Here is a 13,631-nt window from a genome sequence, read left to right on the forward strand (position 1 = left end):
TACCGCACATTTCCAGCCCCTTTTTGCCTCAATTGCGCTCGTTTTTCCAGGCCAGCAGCGTGTCACGAAAGCGTTTTGCCAGCGCCCCCTGCTCATGGTGTTTCGACCACACCAGCCACATCTCCGACACCGCATCCTGTTCGTCAATCGGCAGCCAGCGCATTTCGCTGAGCTGCACGCGCTGAAAGGAGGCCGGCAGGATCGACACCCCCAGCCCGGCGGCCACCAGGCCAATAATGGTCATCGCCTCCCCCACCTCCTGGGCAATCACCGGCGTATGGCCGTAGCGGCGCAGCAGGCCAAGGATATCGTCATACAGGCCGGTACCGACGTGCGGGTCGAAAAAGACGAACGGCTCCCGCGCCAGCGCCGCCAGGCTGACCGAGGGCTGGCGGGCCAGCGGATGGTCCGCCGGGACCATCGCCAGCAGCGGCTCGCGCAGCACTCGCTGCCACGCCAGGGTGTCCGGCAGTTGGGTATTGCGCAACAGGCCGAGGTCGAGGGCTCCCTCGCTCAGCGGGACAATCTGTTCGCGGGTATTGGTCTCGCGGGTGAGAATATGCACATCCGGGTAGCGCTGACGAAACAGGGACAGCGTATCGGATACCGCCTTGATAAAAGGGGCCGAGGAGGTAAAGCCGATACGCAGTTCGCCCGTTTCCCCATGGTGCAGACGGGCGGCGCGGGCGGCCGCGTCCTCCACCTGGGCGAGAATTTGTCGGCTGTCGGCGAGAAACTGTTTTCCCGCCGCCGTCAGGCTGACGCTGCGGTTGGTGCGGGCGAACAGGCGGGCGCCGGTCTGCTGCTCGAGGATCTGAATTTGCTGGCTTAACGGCGGTTGAGAGATGTTCAGTCGCGCCGCGGCGCGGCCAAAATGCAGCTCCTCGGCGACGGCGACAAAGTAGCGCAAATGACGCAACTCGATATTCATATTTAAAACGTCTTATTTGAGATTATTAATATATTAGACAGAATATTTACATTTTCATACCCTAAAAATGTGAGCTGAATGGTCACAACACTCTGTTGGTAAGCAGCAACTTCTACCCAAGGAATTCTCTGTGAGTCGTACAACAACCGTTGACACCGTGCCGGCGGGCGAGGTCAGAGTCGCTGGTGCATCCCGCCCGGATCCGTTTATTAAGCGCGGCACCCCGCAGTTTATGCGCGTCACGCTCGCGCTATTCTCCGCCGGTCTGGCCACCTTCGCCCTGCTCTACTGCGTGCAGCCGATCCTGCCGGTGCTGTCGAACGAGTTCGGCGTATCGCCGGCCAGCAGCAGTATTTCTCTCTCCATTTCCACGGCGATGCTGGCGGTGGGCCTGCTGTTTACCGGCCCGCTGTCGGACGCCATAGGCCGCAAGCCGGTGATGGTCACCGCGCTGCTGCTGGCCGCCTGCTGCTCGCTGTTGTCGACCATGATGACCAGCTGGCACGGCATCCTGATTATGCGCGCCCTGATTGGCCTGTCGCTGAGCGGCGTGGCGGCGGTCGGTATGACCTACCTGAGCGAGGAGATCCACCCCAGCTTTGTGGCCTTCTCTATGGGACTCTATATCAGCGGCAATTCCATCGGCGGCATGAGCGGCCGCTTGCTCACCGGGGTCTTTACCGATTTTTTCGGCTGGCGCGTAGCGCTGGCGGTGATCAGCGGCTTCGCCCTGGCCGCGGCGATTATGTTCTGGCGAATCCTGCCCGAGTCGCGCCATTTCCGCCCGACCTCGCTGCGGCCAAAAACGCTGCTGATTAATTTCCGCCTGCACTGGCGCGATCGCGGCCTGCCGCTGCTATTCGTCGAGGGTTTCCTGCTGATGGGGGCCTTTGTCACCCTGTTTAACTACATTGGCTACCGTCTGATGATGTCGCCGTGGTCGTTAAGCCAGGCGGTGGTGGGTCTGCTGTCGGTGGCGTATCTCACCGGGACCTGGAGCTCGCCGAAAGCGGGCGCCATGACCGTACGCTATGGCCGCGGTCCGGTGATGCTCGGTTTTACCGGCGTGATGCTCTGCGGCCTGCTGATGACGCTCTTTTCTTCCCTTTGGCTTATTTTCCTCGGCATGCTGCTGTTCTCCGCCGGCTTCTTCGCCGCGCACTCCGTCGCCAGCAGCTGGATTGGTCCGCGCGCGCGCCGCGCGCGCGGTCAGGCGTCATCGCTGTATCTGTTCAGCTATTATCTTGGCTCAAGCCTGGCAGGGACATTAGGCGGGGTGTTCTGGCACCGCTACGGCTGGAACGGCGTCGGCGGATTTATTGCGCTGCTGCTCCTTGCCGCGCTGTTGACCGGCACTTGCCTGTATCGGCGACTCAAATAATCGCGCGTGACGTGGCCTGCGGGCCACGTTTCACCACATGCCCATGATAGATGACAAGCCCATCAGCTCTCTGACGGCATCAACGGACAGTAAGGCAATAAACAGCCAGGTGAACGGATTCATAAACCACCCCCGAACCTCCAGACTTGCGTTATCGATCACAGTTTAGTCACGATACGTTACCGATTTCTGCAATACTGCTCACAGAGCCACGCTTTTTTTCCTGCTATCACGCGGCTAATGCTTTACCCCGCCCTCTGCGCGCCACGCTCGACCCGCCAGGCGTATCAGGATAGTGTAGAGGCATACCGATAATCTGTTCATTCACCTGTCACGGACCGAACGCTACTATGACTGAAAATACGCCTTATCAGCAGCTTACCCGCACCTTTCAGCGCCTGTCGCGCTTTTCGCATCTCTCCGCCATCGCCGGCTGGGATATGTTCGCCATGATGCCTCCGGGCGGTAGCGCCGCCCGCGGCGAAGCGCTGGCGGAACTCGGCGTGCTACAGCATCAGATCCTGACCGATAAAAAAGTGGGCCAATGGCTGCAGGCGGCCCGCCAGCAGGATCTCAACGACCTCGAACAGGCCAACCTGCGGGAAATGCAGCGCCAGTACGATCAGGCGGCGCTGCTGCCGGAGAGCCTGGTGGAGGCCAAATCGCTGGCCGGTAGCCGTTGCGAACATGCCTGGCGCAGTCAGCGGCCGGCTAATGACTGGGCTGGCTTTGCCGATAATTTGCGCGAGGTGGTCAGGCTGAGCCGCGAGGAAGCGCAGATCCGCGCCGACGCCCGGGGCGGTTCACGCTATGACACGCTGCTGGATATTTTCGAACCGGATATGACCAGCGCCCGGCTGGACAGCCTGTTTGCCGATCTCAAGTCCTGGCTGCCTTCCCTGCTGCGACAAGCGGTCGATAAGCAGGCGACGCGAACCTTGATCGCCCCGCAGGGGCCGTTCCCGATCCCTGAGCAGCGCGAACTGGGTCTGCAGGCGATGCGCATCCTCGGCTTTGACTTTGACGGCGGGCGTCTGGACATCAGCGCCCACCCGTTTTGCGGCGGCGTCCCTCAGGATGTGCGCATCACCACCCGCTACAACGAAAACGACCTGCTCAGCGCTCTGTTCGGCGTGATCCACGAGACCGGCCACGCCCGCTATGAGCAGAATCTGCCTCGCCCGTGGGTCGACCAGCCGGTAGGACTGGCCCGCTCTACTGCTATCCATGAGTCGCAGAGCCTGTTCTTCGAAATGCAGCTGGGACGCAGCGAGCGCTTCCTGAAACGCCTGCTGCCGGCGGTGCGCGAACGCTTTGGCGATCGGCCGGCCTTTAGCGAGGAGAATTTCATCGCCTGGAACCAGCGGGTGAAACCAGGCTTTATTCGCGTTGATGCCGATGAGGTCAGCTATCCGGCGCATGTGATCCTGCGCTATGAAATTGAACGCGCGCTGATCGACGGCGAGATAGAGGTGGAAGATATTCCGTCGCTGTGGGATGAGAAAATGCAGCACTGGCTGGGACTGTCGACCACCGGCAACTACCGGGACGGCTGTATGCAGGATATTCACTGGACCGACGGCGGCTTCGGCTACTTCCCTTCCTACACGCTGGGGGCGATGTATGCCGCGCAGCTGATGGCCGCCGCCCGTCGCGCGCTGCCGACGTTAGACCGCGATATCGCGGAAGGGGATTTCAGCGCCCTGTTTGACTGGCTGCGGCAGAATATCTGGCAGCATGGCAGCCGCTTCACCACCTCGCAGCTGATCCAGCAGGCCACCGGCGAGGATCTTAACAGCCGCTACTTCCGCGACCACCTTACCGCCCGCTATCTGTGATCGTCCGCGCCGGGCTGCCCGGCGCGTCCTTCCACTCCCCGCCTTGTACATTCGGTTACACGCCGATACCAAACACTCACGGAAAGCCCGAAAAGACAAGCATATAGTGATTTCACCGGCCCCGCAGTGGGGTTGAAATTAAGAAAACTTTTCGAGGATATCAGAATGAAAAAAGTATTAGCTCTGGTCGTTGCCGCTGCTATGGGTCTCTCTTCCGCCGCTTTCGCTGCTGACGCAGTAAGCACCACTCAGGCGCCAGCTGCTACCCACAGCACTGCTGCCAAGACCACCCATCACAAAAAACACCATAAAGCCGCGGCCAAACCAGCTGCAGAGCAGAAAGCTCAGGCTGCCAAAAAACACAAGAAAGCAGAAGCTAAACCAGCCGCTGCCCAGAAAGCCCAGGCCGCTAAAAAACACAAAAAAGCAGAAGCCAAACCCGCCGCTCCGCAGAAAGCCCAGGCCGCGAAAAAGCACCACAAAGCTGCCGCTAAACCGGTAGCCCAGAAAGCTCAGGCAGCGAAAAAACACCACAAAACCACCAAACACCAGGCCGCTAAACCTGCTGCACAGCCGGCAGCCTAATTCCTCCCGGTGAACCAACCTTCTTAAATAATCGGCGCTGCTTCAGCGCCGTTTTTTCTGGAGAGCACTATGCTGCGGCGTTATCGTTTTGAGCTCATCCTGATCCTGTTAATCATTTGCGCAGTGGTTGCGACCCGCTTTTTCCTCTATTAATCATTTCGTCTTTCTCTCCCGTTTTGCCGCCTGGCTCAGACTTCACGGAAGGTGAATGTCGCGCAAATATTGTTGCCCACCCTTATCACTCTCTTTTACCCTGCCGCTGCCAGCGGCGCAAATCATGCCCGGCGCCCGAAGACGCCAGACACGTTAGCAATAAACCATCGCGCGCCTGGCCCCCACGCGGCGGCCAGACTCATCACAACGCTCGTACCGCTTCCATCACCAGATAGCCGGTTGCGCCCCAGATGGCCACCGAGACCAGGGAAACATAGACCAGTGCGCGAATACCTTTTTTAGACATATACCCTCCGAACGCCGGGGAAATAGAATTCAGGCTATCATCGCCGGTATTACCTCTCTATTTACTCAACGGCCGGGTGACGGTAACAACGTTTTCGGTGAGAAAATGTTTCGCATTGAAAATAATTACGTGAGGCGTAAAGAAGTGCGAATTCGGGTGAAGTTCTGGCGGGTAAAAGTATTATTTTTACGCATTATGCTGCCAAACCAGGAATAACCTCAAAGAGGTATTGCTGCATTATTCGCCAATTTCAGTACGTTCTGATACACGAATGTGCTTGCGCCAGACCGTGCTTTCTGCGGAAATAGCAGCAGAAGGTTAATGGTATTAACCGATTGAAATCAGAAGGTTTTACCCGCGCCAGAGCCTGTCGCGCGCAGATGAGACATGCCGTTTGGCCTGATTAGAATTATTGTTTACTTTCAAAAACTTAAATCTCCTGCTACTGTCAATAGACATCATAGCCTCCCCCAGAGAGTGATATGCGTAGAGACGTTCTGTTATTACTGTGTTCATTTTATCTGTTACCTCTGGGCGCACATGCCGAAGATAGCGGACTGAGCGCCAAAGATATTAAGACGTTGTTTTTCGGCCACGATGAGCGTAAAGCGGTGAGCCGCCCGGAGGAGAGTCCGTGGGACGCGATTGGCCAGCTGGAGACCGCCAGCGGCAATCTGTGCACGGCGACGCTCATCTCCCCCAATCTGGCGCTGACCGCAGGCCACTGCCTGTTAACGCCCCCGCGCGGCAAGCCGGACAAAGCGGTCGCTCTGCGCTTTATTTCCCGCAAGGGCAACTGGGTGTATGAGATCCACGGCATTGACGGACGCGTGGATCCCGGATTAGGCAAGCGTCTGAAAGCCGACGGTGACGGCTGGATCGTTCCCTCCGCCGCGGCGCCCTCGGATTTTGGCCTGATCGTGCTGCGCTATGCTCCCTCGGGCATCACGCCGATCCCGCTCTTCCCCGGCAGTAAGGCCGATTTAACCGCCGCGCTGAAGGCGGCGGACCGGAAAGTGACCCAGTCAGGTTATCCTGAAGATCATCTGGACAATCTTTACAGCCATCAGGATTGCATCGTCACCGGCTGGGCGCAAAACAGCGTCCTGTCGCACCAGTGTGACACCCTGCCCGGCGACAGCGGCTCGCCGCTGCTGCTGAAAACCGCGGACGGCTGGCAAGTGATCGCCGTGCAAAGTTCGGCTCCCGGCCCGCAGGATCGCTGGCGGGCGGACAACCGCGCCATCGCGGTGACCGGCTTTCGCGATAAGCTGGAGGCGCTGGCCGGAGAGTAATTACTCCTGCTGCCGACGCCGCTGCAGCAGGTCGGCGATCGGCATCGGTTTACTGAAGTAAAAGCCCTGTAGCCGGTCGCAACCGGCCCGCCGCAGCAGCGCCAGCTGTTGCGGATCTTCAACCCCCTCCGCCACGACCGTCATCCCCAGCGCGCGGGCGATGCGCACCGTGCCGCGCACCATCTCCGCCGCCTGCGCATCGCAATCCACTCGCCCGGCGAGGGATTTGTCAATCTTCAGGCTGTCAAAGCGAAAGCGACGTAAATAGCCGATGCTGGAGTAACCGGTGCCAAAATCGTCCAGCGCCACGGCGATGCCCTGGGCCTTCAGATTCTCCACCACCGCCTGCGAACGTTCCGGATTTTCCAGCACATAACTCTCCGTCACCTCCACCTGCAGGCGCGACGGCGGAAAGCGGCAGGCAGCGACCGTTTCCATCACCCGGCTTTCAAACGCCGGATCGCGAAATTGCGCCGGCGAGATGTTCACCGACAGCAGCAGATCGCCCACCGGCTGCAGGTCGCTGCAGGCGCGTTGCAGGACGAACTGGCCGAGGGTGTCAATCAGGCCGCTACTCTCGGCAATGGCGATAAACGCATCCGGCGCCAGCGCACCCTGCGGGCGACGCGGCCAGCGCAGCAGCGCTTCAACGCCGGTCATCGCCAGCGTATCGGCATCGACCACCGGCTGATACCAGACCTCAAATTCATCCTGCTCCAGCCCCTGACGGATGCCATTCTCAATCATCAGCTGATGACGTCGCACGGCATCCAGCGCATCGTCATACCAGGCCGTCCGCCCCTTGCCGTTCTTCTTGGCGTGGTACATGGCGATATCCGCCCGGCGAAACAGTTCGGTACTGGAGCATTCCGCCGGAGTACCGCTGGCGATGCCGATGCTGGCGCCGATATAAATTGTGCGTTTGCTCAGCGCCACCGGCGCTTTAAGCAGCTCCAGCGCCGCCCAGGCGAACGCCGCGGCCCGGTCGATCGCCTGTTCGCCGCTCACCGCCATGGCGAACTCATCCCCGCCCATTCTTGCCAGCATGGCCCCCGCCGGCACCCGTTTTTGCAGCGCGCTGGCGATATGGCGGATCAGAGTGTCGCCCACATCGTGGCCATAGTTATCATTCACATCCTTAAAACCGTCCAGATCGATAAACACCACGCACTGCATATCGTGCTTACTCGTGTCGCACACCTGGCTGAGCCGCAGCAGCAGCGCACGCCGGTTGGGCAGGCGGCTGAGCCAGTCAATCAGGGCGATCTCCCGCGCCTGACGTTCGCCGCGGGCCAGCTTATACATGCCGAGGCTGCTGAACAGAATAAACAGCAGGATCAGGCTGGCGGCCACCCCGGCGATGAGCCGCATACTGCCTGACGAGGCCAGGGCCGCTTCGGCGCCGGGCAGACGCGGCTGCCACGCCAGATAGCCCAGAACCTCGCCTCCCTGCGTGCGCAGCGGGATCCGGTGTTCGCCTGGGCCGTCGCTGAGATGCAGATGGCTTATCTGGAAGGTGTCGCCTAAACGCTCCAGCAGCTGAGGGCTGATGTGCCGGGTAATGACCAGATAGCGCCGGGTCTCGTCAGCCACCTGCAGCCGGCCGCTCGTCGGCCGTATCAGGCCGATGCCGACGAAAGCGATCCCGGCCTCGGTACGTGTGATGCCGGCGAAGGCGTTTTTCCCCTCGCGCAGAGCCTGTGCATGATAGCGGATCAGGCTGGTCAGCCCGGCGCCGAGAAATGAGAGGTCTGCCCGGGGCATGACCTGACTCTGAAAGGCGCCCCACAGGATGTGATAATGTTCATCAAGGACAAAGGTGCCGTCATACAGGTTGTTGATTTTGAAGCCGGATCCCCAGGAGTCGTACAGCCATTTTTGATCCAGGCTGGGAGCGTAAGTCTGGGTCACCGCATCGTCCCAGATGGCATTGTCCAGCACCAGCGACAGCACCCGGTTGACCGAGGTCTGCACCGCCCCTTCCACCGACAGGACCGAGCGCTGCTGATCAATTTCATTGGATTTGCTGGCAATGAGGTGTTGCGAGAGGTAAAGCAGGGAGATCACCGACGCGGTGAGGCCAAGCCCGGCGAGAAAAATCATTATTGACAACGTCCTGGCGGAAGGAATTTTCCGCCAGCCGAAAGCTGTGAGCATGCGCAGTCCTCATCGTCACCGGGCACAATACCTGCGGGGCCGGTCTTGAGTAAGCATACTACAGCGAACCCGTTTTGCCGCCTGGCTTTGCAGGCGGCGCGACGTCAGGCGAGTTTAATTAACACCATGCCGGCAACCAGCAGGATGACTCCCGCCCAGCCTTTGTTATTCAGGCGCTGGCCAAACAGCACCCAGCCGGCGGCGATGGTCGCCGCGATACCGAAGCCGCCCCACAGCGCATAGGCGACCGACAGATCGATGCCTTTCACCGCCTGCGACAGGGCGCTGAACGCGCCCAGCACCGCCGCCAGCGACAGAATGCCATAGACCTTGCGGCGGAAACCGTCGGAAAACTTCAAAAAGACGTTGGCAATAATTTCCAGAACAATGGCGATAGCCAGCCAGATGGCGTGGATCCACTCAAACTGCTGCATGAGCCACCTCCGGCTTCGACGACGCTTTTTTCTGGGTGCCGGACTTAATTAAGACGATCCCCACTACCAGGGTAGTCAGACCGGCTATTTTCAGCAGCGACAGGCTTTCATCAAACAACAGTACGCTGAACAGGGTGATCAGCAAAATACCAATCCCTTCCCATAACGCGTAGGCCACGCCGAGGGCAATTTTTTTAACCGCAAAGGCGAGAAAAATATATGACAGGGCAATCATGGCCAGCATTAAAATAAAGCCGGTATGCCCACCGCTAATGCTTGCCCATTTCATCGACAAGGTGCCGGTAATTTCAGCAATAATCGCTAAAGCTAATAAAATCCAATAAAACATGATCCCTTCTCCTGCTTGAGAATATAATCCATTACCGTTTACGCGACGCGTAAACAGGAAAATTTCTGACGTAGATTTCGCTGTGCGCTTGGCGCCAGCTCAGGCAGAAAGAAGGTGACTATAGCGCCGAATGCCAGTGCTGTTCGCCGGCAAAACGGGAAAAAGTGAGGGATACTGCGGGGTGATTTAAAATATACATCCTGAACTGATTGTCCATAAAATTACAATTATCCGCGGTGTTGCTTCTCGTCCGGTGCGGATGAAAATTGTCCTCAGTAGTTAAACACAGGTAGATTTGTAGCATAGTGCTACATTTTATTCAAAGACTTTGCAATTCTTTACGCCGCGGTTTTGCTGCAATGCGTTTTTTCTGAAAAAAAACGTCATTATGCTAATGTAACGCAACCTGTTAACAGGCAAGGAAGATTGAGGACGGGATCCTATGGCTAAACCTATTATTACACTTAACGGATTAAAGATGGTCATCATGCTGGGCATGCTGGTGATCATCCTGACCGGCATTCGCTTTGCGGCAGACATTATTGTCCCGTTTATACTCGCGCTTTTTCTGGCGGTGATTATTAATCCGCTGGTCCAGCTGCTGGTCCGCTGCCGAGTGCCACGCGTGCTGGCGATCTCGTTGCTGATCGGCCTTATCGTCATGTTAGCCGTTGTGCTGCTGGCCTCGCTGGGAACCTCGCTTAACGAGCTGGCGCGCACCCTGCCGCAGTACCGCAACTATCTCTACGAACCGATGCAAACCATCGCTCCCTGGCTGCAGCGCCTGGGCTTTACCGTCTCGGTGGTGGAGCTAAACAAATACATCGACCCCAACGCCGTGATGACCCTGGTCACCGGTCTGCTCACTCAGCTGTCGAACGCCATGTCCTCGATTTTTCTGCTGCTGCTGACGGTGGTGTTTATGCTGCTGGAGGTTCCGCAGCTGCCCGCCAAACTGCAGCAGCTGATGTCCCGCCCGGTAGAAGGCATGGGGGCCATTCAGCGCGCCATCGACAGCGTGTCGCATTATCTGGTGCTGAAGACCGCGATTAGCCTGGTCACCGGGCTGGTGGTCTGGGGCATGCTGGTTCTGCTGGACGTGCGTTTCGCCTTTATGTGGGGGCTGCTGGCCTTCGCGCTGAACTATATTCCCAATATTGGCTCCGTGCTGGCGGCCATCCCGCCGATCCTGCAGGTCCTGGTATTCGGCGGTCTGTACGAGGCGCTGGTGGTGCTGGCCGGCTATCTGATCGTTAACCTGGTGTTCGGCAATATTCTCGAACCGCGGATCATGGGGCGCGGCCTGGGACTCTCCACCCTGGTGGTATTCCTGTCGTTGATCTTCTGGGGCTGGCTGCTGGGTCCGGTCGGTATGCTCCTGTCGGTGCCGTTGACGATCATCGTCAAAATCGCCCTCGAGCAGACCAGCGGCGGTCAGAGCATCGCATTCTTATTAAGTGATGTGAGCAAAGAGTAACCCTTCCCCGAGCCGGCGACTGGCCGGCCCCCTCTCCCTGACACCTGTGGTAGACCACTACGCCTTTCGTATTATTGATCCTCATCACAAAGGGCCAATCACAATTGTTACTCTCAGGCTAACGATTGGCCGCCGTGCTTAATTGATGCTCCGCGCCTCGCATCGCACACTACCCTCCACCAGGACAAACAAAACGATTTGTCGAATCAGGAGGTTAATAATGAATGCCGAACAAACGACGGGGCGGGTCTGGAACCGTCGCCGGACGGAAAAGCAGCGGCGGCTGGCCGAGGCCAACATCCCGGGCAAAGTCATCCCCACTGACCAGCTGGTCAGCGTACTGGAAAACCTGATCGCCCCCGGCGACCGGGTGGTGCTGGAAGGCAACAACCAGAAGCAGGCCGATTTCCTCTCCCGCATGCTGGCGGAAGTCAATCCGCAGAAAATCCACGATCTGCATATGATCATGCCGAGCGTCGGTCGCAGCGAGCATCTGGACCTGTTTGAAAAAGGTATCGCCCGCAAACTCGATTTCTCCTTCTCCGGTACCCAAAGCCTGCGCATTTCGCAGCTGCTGGAAGATGACCTGCTGGAAATCGGCGCCATTCATACCTATATCGAACTCTACTCCCGTCTGTACGTCGATCTGTCGCCCAACGTCGCGCTGATCGCCGGCTACAAAGCCGACCGTAAAGGTAACCTGTATACCGGGCCGAGTACCGAAGATACCCCGGCGCTGGTGGAAGCCGCCGCCTTCCACGACGGTATTGTTATCGCCCAGGTCAACGAACTGGTGGACGACGAGTGCGATCTGCCCCGCGTCGATATTCCCGGCTCGTGGATTGATTACGTGGTGGTCGCCGACAAGCCGTTCTTTATTGAACCGCTGTTCACCCGCGACCCGCGCCTGATTAAGCAAGAACACATTCTGATGGCGATGATGGCGATCAAGGGCATCTACGCCGAGCATCAGGTGCAGTCCCTCAACCACGGGATCGGCTTCAACACCGCCGCCATCGAACTGCTGCTGCCGACTTACGGCGAACAGCTCGGTCTGAAAGGCAAAATCTGTAAACACTGGACCCTGAACCCGCATCCGACGCTGATCCCGGCGATCGAGAGCGGCTGGGTGGAGAGCGTGCACTGCTTCGGCGGCGAACTGGGGATGGAAGAGTACATCCGCGCCCGTCCGGATATCTTCTTTACCGGCCCGGACGGCTCCATGCGCTCCAACCGCGCCTTCTGCCAGCTGGCGGGGCAGTACGCGGTGGATATGTTTATCGGTTCGACCCTGCAGGTTGATGGTCTGGCTAACTCCTCGACCGTCACCCGCGGCCGCCTTTCCGGCTTCGGCGGCGCACCGAACATGGGCCACGATCCGCACGGCCGCCGCCACGCCACCCCTGCCTGGCTCAATATGATCACCGAGCCGGACCCAATGCAGCGCGGTAAAAAACTGGTAGTGCAGATGGTCGAAACCTTTCAGGCCGGGGTGAAGCCGACCTTTGTTGAGACCCTCGACGCGGTCGACGTCGCCAAAACCTCCGGCATGCCGCTGGCGCCGGTGATGATTTACGGCGATGACGTCACCCACGTGCTGACCGAAGAGGGTATCGCCTACCTGTATCGTGCGGAAAGCCTGGAAGAGCGCCGGGCGATGGTCGCCGCCGTGGCCGGGATCACCGACATCGGCCTCGGAGTGGACGCGAAACGCGTGGCTGCCCTGCGTCAGAGCGGCAAAGTGGTTTACCCGGAAGATCTCGGCATTCGCCGTAGCGAGGCCACCCGTTCGCTGCTGGCCGCCGGGAGCGTCGCCGACCTGGTGGAATGGTCCGACGGACTGTACAACCCACCGGCAAAATTCCGGAGCTGGTAATGAAAATTCTCTCCCCCCTGCACGCAGAAAGCCGCGTCAGCTGGCTGGCGGATACCGCCGGCGCCTGTCTGATTGACGAAGCCCGTCTGAGCCCGAAACCGGGTCTGGTTGACAGCCGCGGCAGCGGCGCGCATCAGGACCTCACGCTGGCGCTGATGGAACGCTCCGCCCGCAGCCTGCAGCCGACCTTCCACGCGCTGGCCCAGCAAAGCTGGCGCCGCCCGGCGGATATCGCGCTGCGCGAAACCGTCGGCCGCCTCGGCCGGGAAGGCGAAGCGCAGATGATGCAGGCCACCGGCGGGGTCAACACCCACCGCGGCGCCATCTGGGCGCTGGGGCTGCTGGTCAGCGCGGTAGCGATGTTGGGGGGAGCGGGTCATTTACAGGCGATCGCCGACACCGCCGCCGCCCTCGCCCGCCTGCCCGACGGCCTGGCGCCGAAAAGCTTCAGTAAAGGGCTACGCGCCAGCCGCCGCTGGCAGGTGCCGGGCGCGCGCGAAGAGGCGCAGCGCGGTTTCCCGCATATCACCGCCCTGGCGCTGCCGCAGTTACAGCAAAGCCGCGCCCGGGGCGCCAGCGAGCCGCAGGCGCGACTTGACGCGCTGATGGCCATCATGACCTCGCTGAGCGATACCTGCGTGCTGTCGCGCGCCGGCATGACCGGCCTGCAGACCATGCAGCAGGGCGCCCGCGCGGTGCTGGCGGCCGGTGGTTGCGCCAGCGTCGCCGGACGCGCCGCCCTGGCGCGGCTTGACGCGCAGATGCTGGCGCACAACGCCTCGCCGGGCGGCGCCGCCGATCTCCTTGCCGCCACCCTGTTTCTCGACCGGGTTGCCGGCTAACGCATT

Annotated in this window: 13 protein-coding genes; 8 read left to right on the forward strand and 5 right to left on the reverse strand. The window is 59.7% G+C overall.

Features of this window, described 5'->3' with window-relative positions; genetic code table 11:
* Positions 1 to 28: 28 nt before the first annotated feature.
* On the reverse strand, positions 29 to 931 hold the full coding sequence (locus tag ACOI6Z_RS13025) for a LysR family transcriptional regulator (protein WP_023289546.1): 903 nt from the start codon (positions 929 to 931) through the stop codon (positions 29 to 31).
* A 130-nt stretch (positions 932 to 1,061) separates the two neighbouring features.
* Here ACOI6Z_RS13025 and ACOI6Z_RS13030 point away from each other — a divergent pair, with 130 nt between their 5' ends.
* Positions 1,062 to 2,312, forward strand: a complete 1,251-nt coding sequence (locus tag ACOI6Z_RS13030; protein WP_420687405.1) for an MFS transporter — start codon at positions 1,062 to 1,064, stop codon at positions 2,310 to 2,312.
* A gap of 30 nt (positions 2,313 to 2,342) precedes the next feature.
* On the opposite strand, the gene ACOI6Z_RS13035 is transcribed toward ACOI6Z_RS13030, so the two are convergent.
* Positions 2,343 to 2,435 (reverse strand): KPN_01571 family protein, encoded by a 93-nt coding sequence (locus ACOI6Z_RS13035; protein WP_004206050.1) that lies wholly within the window; start codon positions 2,433 to 2,435, stop codon positions 2,343 to 2,345.
* Positions 2,436 to 2,662: 227 nt separating this feature from the next.
* On the opposite strand from ACOI6Z_RS13035, the gene ACOI6Z_RS13040 reads away from it, so the two are divergent.
* From ACOI6Z_RS13040 to ACOI6Z_RS13050, 3 genes are all read left to right on the forward strand, one after another.
* Positions 2,663 to 4,150: a carboxypeptidase M32 gene (locus ACOI6Z_RS13040; RefSeq protein ID WP_420687406.1), complete on the forward strand. Its 1,488-nt coding sequence runs from the start codon at positions 2,663 to 2,665 to the stop codon at positions 4,148 to 4,150.
* Between the two features lie 165 nt (positions 4,151 to 4,315).
* The gene (gene asr, locus ACOI6Z_RS13045) at positions 4,316 to 4,735 is read left to right on the forward strand and encodes an acid resistance repetitive basic protein Asr (protein WP_004206052.1); all 420 of its coding nucleotides are present in this window, start codon (positions 4,316 to 4,318) and stop codon (positions 4,733 to 4,735) included.
* Between the two features lie 942 nt (positions 4,736 to 5,677).
* Positions 5,678 to 6,490: a trypsin-like serine peptidase gene (locus ACOI6Z_RS13050; RefSeq protein ID WP_044522790.1), complete on the forward strand. Its 813-nt coding sequence runs from the start codon at positions 5,678 to 5,680 to the stop codon at positions 6,488 to 6,490.
* Here ACOI6Z_RS13050 and ACOI6Z_RS13055 read toward each other — a convergent pair whose 3' ends face one another.
* Entirely contained in the window at positions 6,491 to 8,647 is a 2,157-nt protein-coding gene (locus ACOI6Z_RS13055) for a putative bifunctional diguanylate cyclase/phosphodiesterase (RefSeq protein WP_420687407.1), read from the reverse strand.
* On the opposite strand from ACOI6Z_RS13055, the gene ACOI6Z_RS13060 reads away from it, so the two are divergent.
* Positions 8,607 to 8,696 (forward strand): ArsR family transcriptional regulator, encoded by a 90-nt coding sequence (locus tag ACOI6Z_RS13060; protein ID WP_258315333.1) that lies wholly within the window; start codon positions 8,607 to 8,609, stop codon positions 8,694 to 8,696. The two genes, ACOI6Z_RS13055 and ACOI6Z_RS13060, sit on opposite strands and share 41 nt — an antisense overlap.
* Before the next feature lie 55 nt (positions 8,697 to 8,751).
* Here the strand turns inward: ACOI6Z_RS13060 and kpnF are convergent, their stop codons facing one another.
* Both kpnF and kpnE read right to left on the reverse strand, forming a co-directional pair.
* Positions 8,752 to 9,081 (reverse strand): multidrug efflux SMR transporter subunit KpnF, encoded by a 330-nt coding sequence (gene kpnF / locus ACOI6Z_RS13065; protein WP_023289540.1) that lies wholly within the window; start codon positions 9,079 to 9,081, stop codon positions 8,752 to 8,754.
* Complete coding sequence (gene kpnE, locus ACOI6Z_RS13070) at positions 9,068 to 9,430, reverse strand: multidrug efflux SMR transporter subunit KpnE (RefSeq protein ID WP_032452729.1); 363 nt, start codon at positions 9,428 to 9,430, stop codon at positions 9,068 to 9,070. The genes kpnF and kpnE overlap by 14 nt, the downstream gene beginning before the upstream one ends.
* Before the next feature lie 442 nt (positions 9,431 to 9,872).
* On the opposite strand from kpnE, the gene ACOI6Z_RS13075 reads away from it, so the two are divergent.
* From ACOI6Z_RS13075 to ACOI6Z_RS13085, 3 genes are all read left to right on the forward strand, one after another.
* The gene (locus ACOI6Z_RS13075) at positions 9,873 to 10,907 is read left to right on the forward strand and encodes an AI-2E family transporter (RefSeq protein WP_023289538.1); all 1,035 of its coding nucleotides are present in this window, start codon (positions 9,873 to 9,875) and stop codon (positions 10,905 to 10,907) included.
* 220 nt (positions 10,908 to 11,127) lie between these two features.
* The gene (gene mdcA / locus ACOI6Z_RS13080; RefSeq protein ID WP_420687408.1) at positions 11,128 to 12,783 is read left to right on the forward strand and encodes a malonate decarboxylase subunit alpha; all 1,656 of its coding nucleotides are present in this window, start codon (positions 11,128 to 11,130) and stop codon (positions 12,781 to 12,783) included.
* A complete protein-coding gene (locus ACOI6Z_RS13085; RefSeq protein ID WP_420687409.1) occupies positions 12,783 to 13,625 on the forward strand; it encodes a triphosphoribosyl-dephospho-CoA synthase in 843 nt (280 codons plus the stop codon). The genes mdcA and ACOI6Z_RS13085 overlap by 1 nt, the downstream gene beginning before the upstream one ends.
* Positions 13,626 to 13,631: the final 6 nt, after the last annotated feature.

The organism is Klebsiella sp. C239 (assembly GCF_048822715.1).
GTDB lineage: Bacteria > Pseudomonadota > Gammaproteobacteria > Enterobacterales > Enterobacteriaceae > Klebsiella > Klebsiella quasipneumoniae.

Bases quoted from the DNA above. Each gene is read 5' to 3' on its own strand.
- ACOI6Z_RS13055 (WP_420687407.1), bottom strand. From the start codon at position 8,647: ATGCTCACAGCTTTCGGCTGGCGGAAAATTCCTTCCGCCAGGACGTTG.
- kpnE (WP_032452729.1), bottom strand. From the start codon at position 9,430: ATGTTTTATTGGATTTTATTAGCTTTAGCGATTATTGCTGAAATTACC.
- kpnF (WP_023289540.1), bottom strand. From the start codon at position 9,081: ATGCAGCAGTTTGAGTGGATCCACGCCATCTGGCTGGCTATCGCCATT.
- ACOI6Z_RS13035 (WP_004206050.1), bottom strand. From the start codon at position 2,435: ATGAATCCGTTCACCTGGCTGTTTATTGCCTTACTGTCCGTTGATGCC.
- ACOI6Z_RS13085 (WP_420687409.1), top strand. From the start codon at position 12,783: ATGAAAATTCTCTCCCCCCTGCACGCAGAAAGCCGCGTCAGCTGGCTG.
- asr (WP_004206052.1), top strand. From the start codon at position 4,316: ATGAAAAAAGTATTAGCTCTGGTCGTTGCCGCTGCTATGGGTCTCTCT.
- ACOI6Z_RS13025 (WP_023289546.1), bottom strand. From the start codon at position 931: ATGAATATCGAGTTGCGTCATTTGCGCTACTTTGTCGCCGTCGCCGAG.
- ACOI6Z_RS13040 (WP_420687406.1), top strand. From the start codon at position 2,663: ATGACTGAAAATACGCCTTATCAGCAGCTTACCCGCACCTTTCAGCGC.
- mdcA (WP_420687408.1), top strand. From the start codon at position 11,128: ATGAATGCCGAACAAACGACGGGGCGGGTCTGGAACCGTCGCCGGACG.
- ACOI6Z_RS13050 (WP_044522790.1), top strand. From the start codon at position 5,678: ATGCGTAGAGACGTTCTGTTATTACTGTGTTCATTTTATCTGTTACCT.
- ACOI6Z_RS13075 (WP_023289538.1), top strand. From the start codon at position 9,873: ATGGCTAAACCTATTATTACACTTAACGGATTAAAGATGGTCATCATG.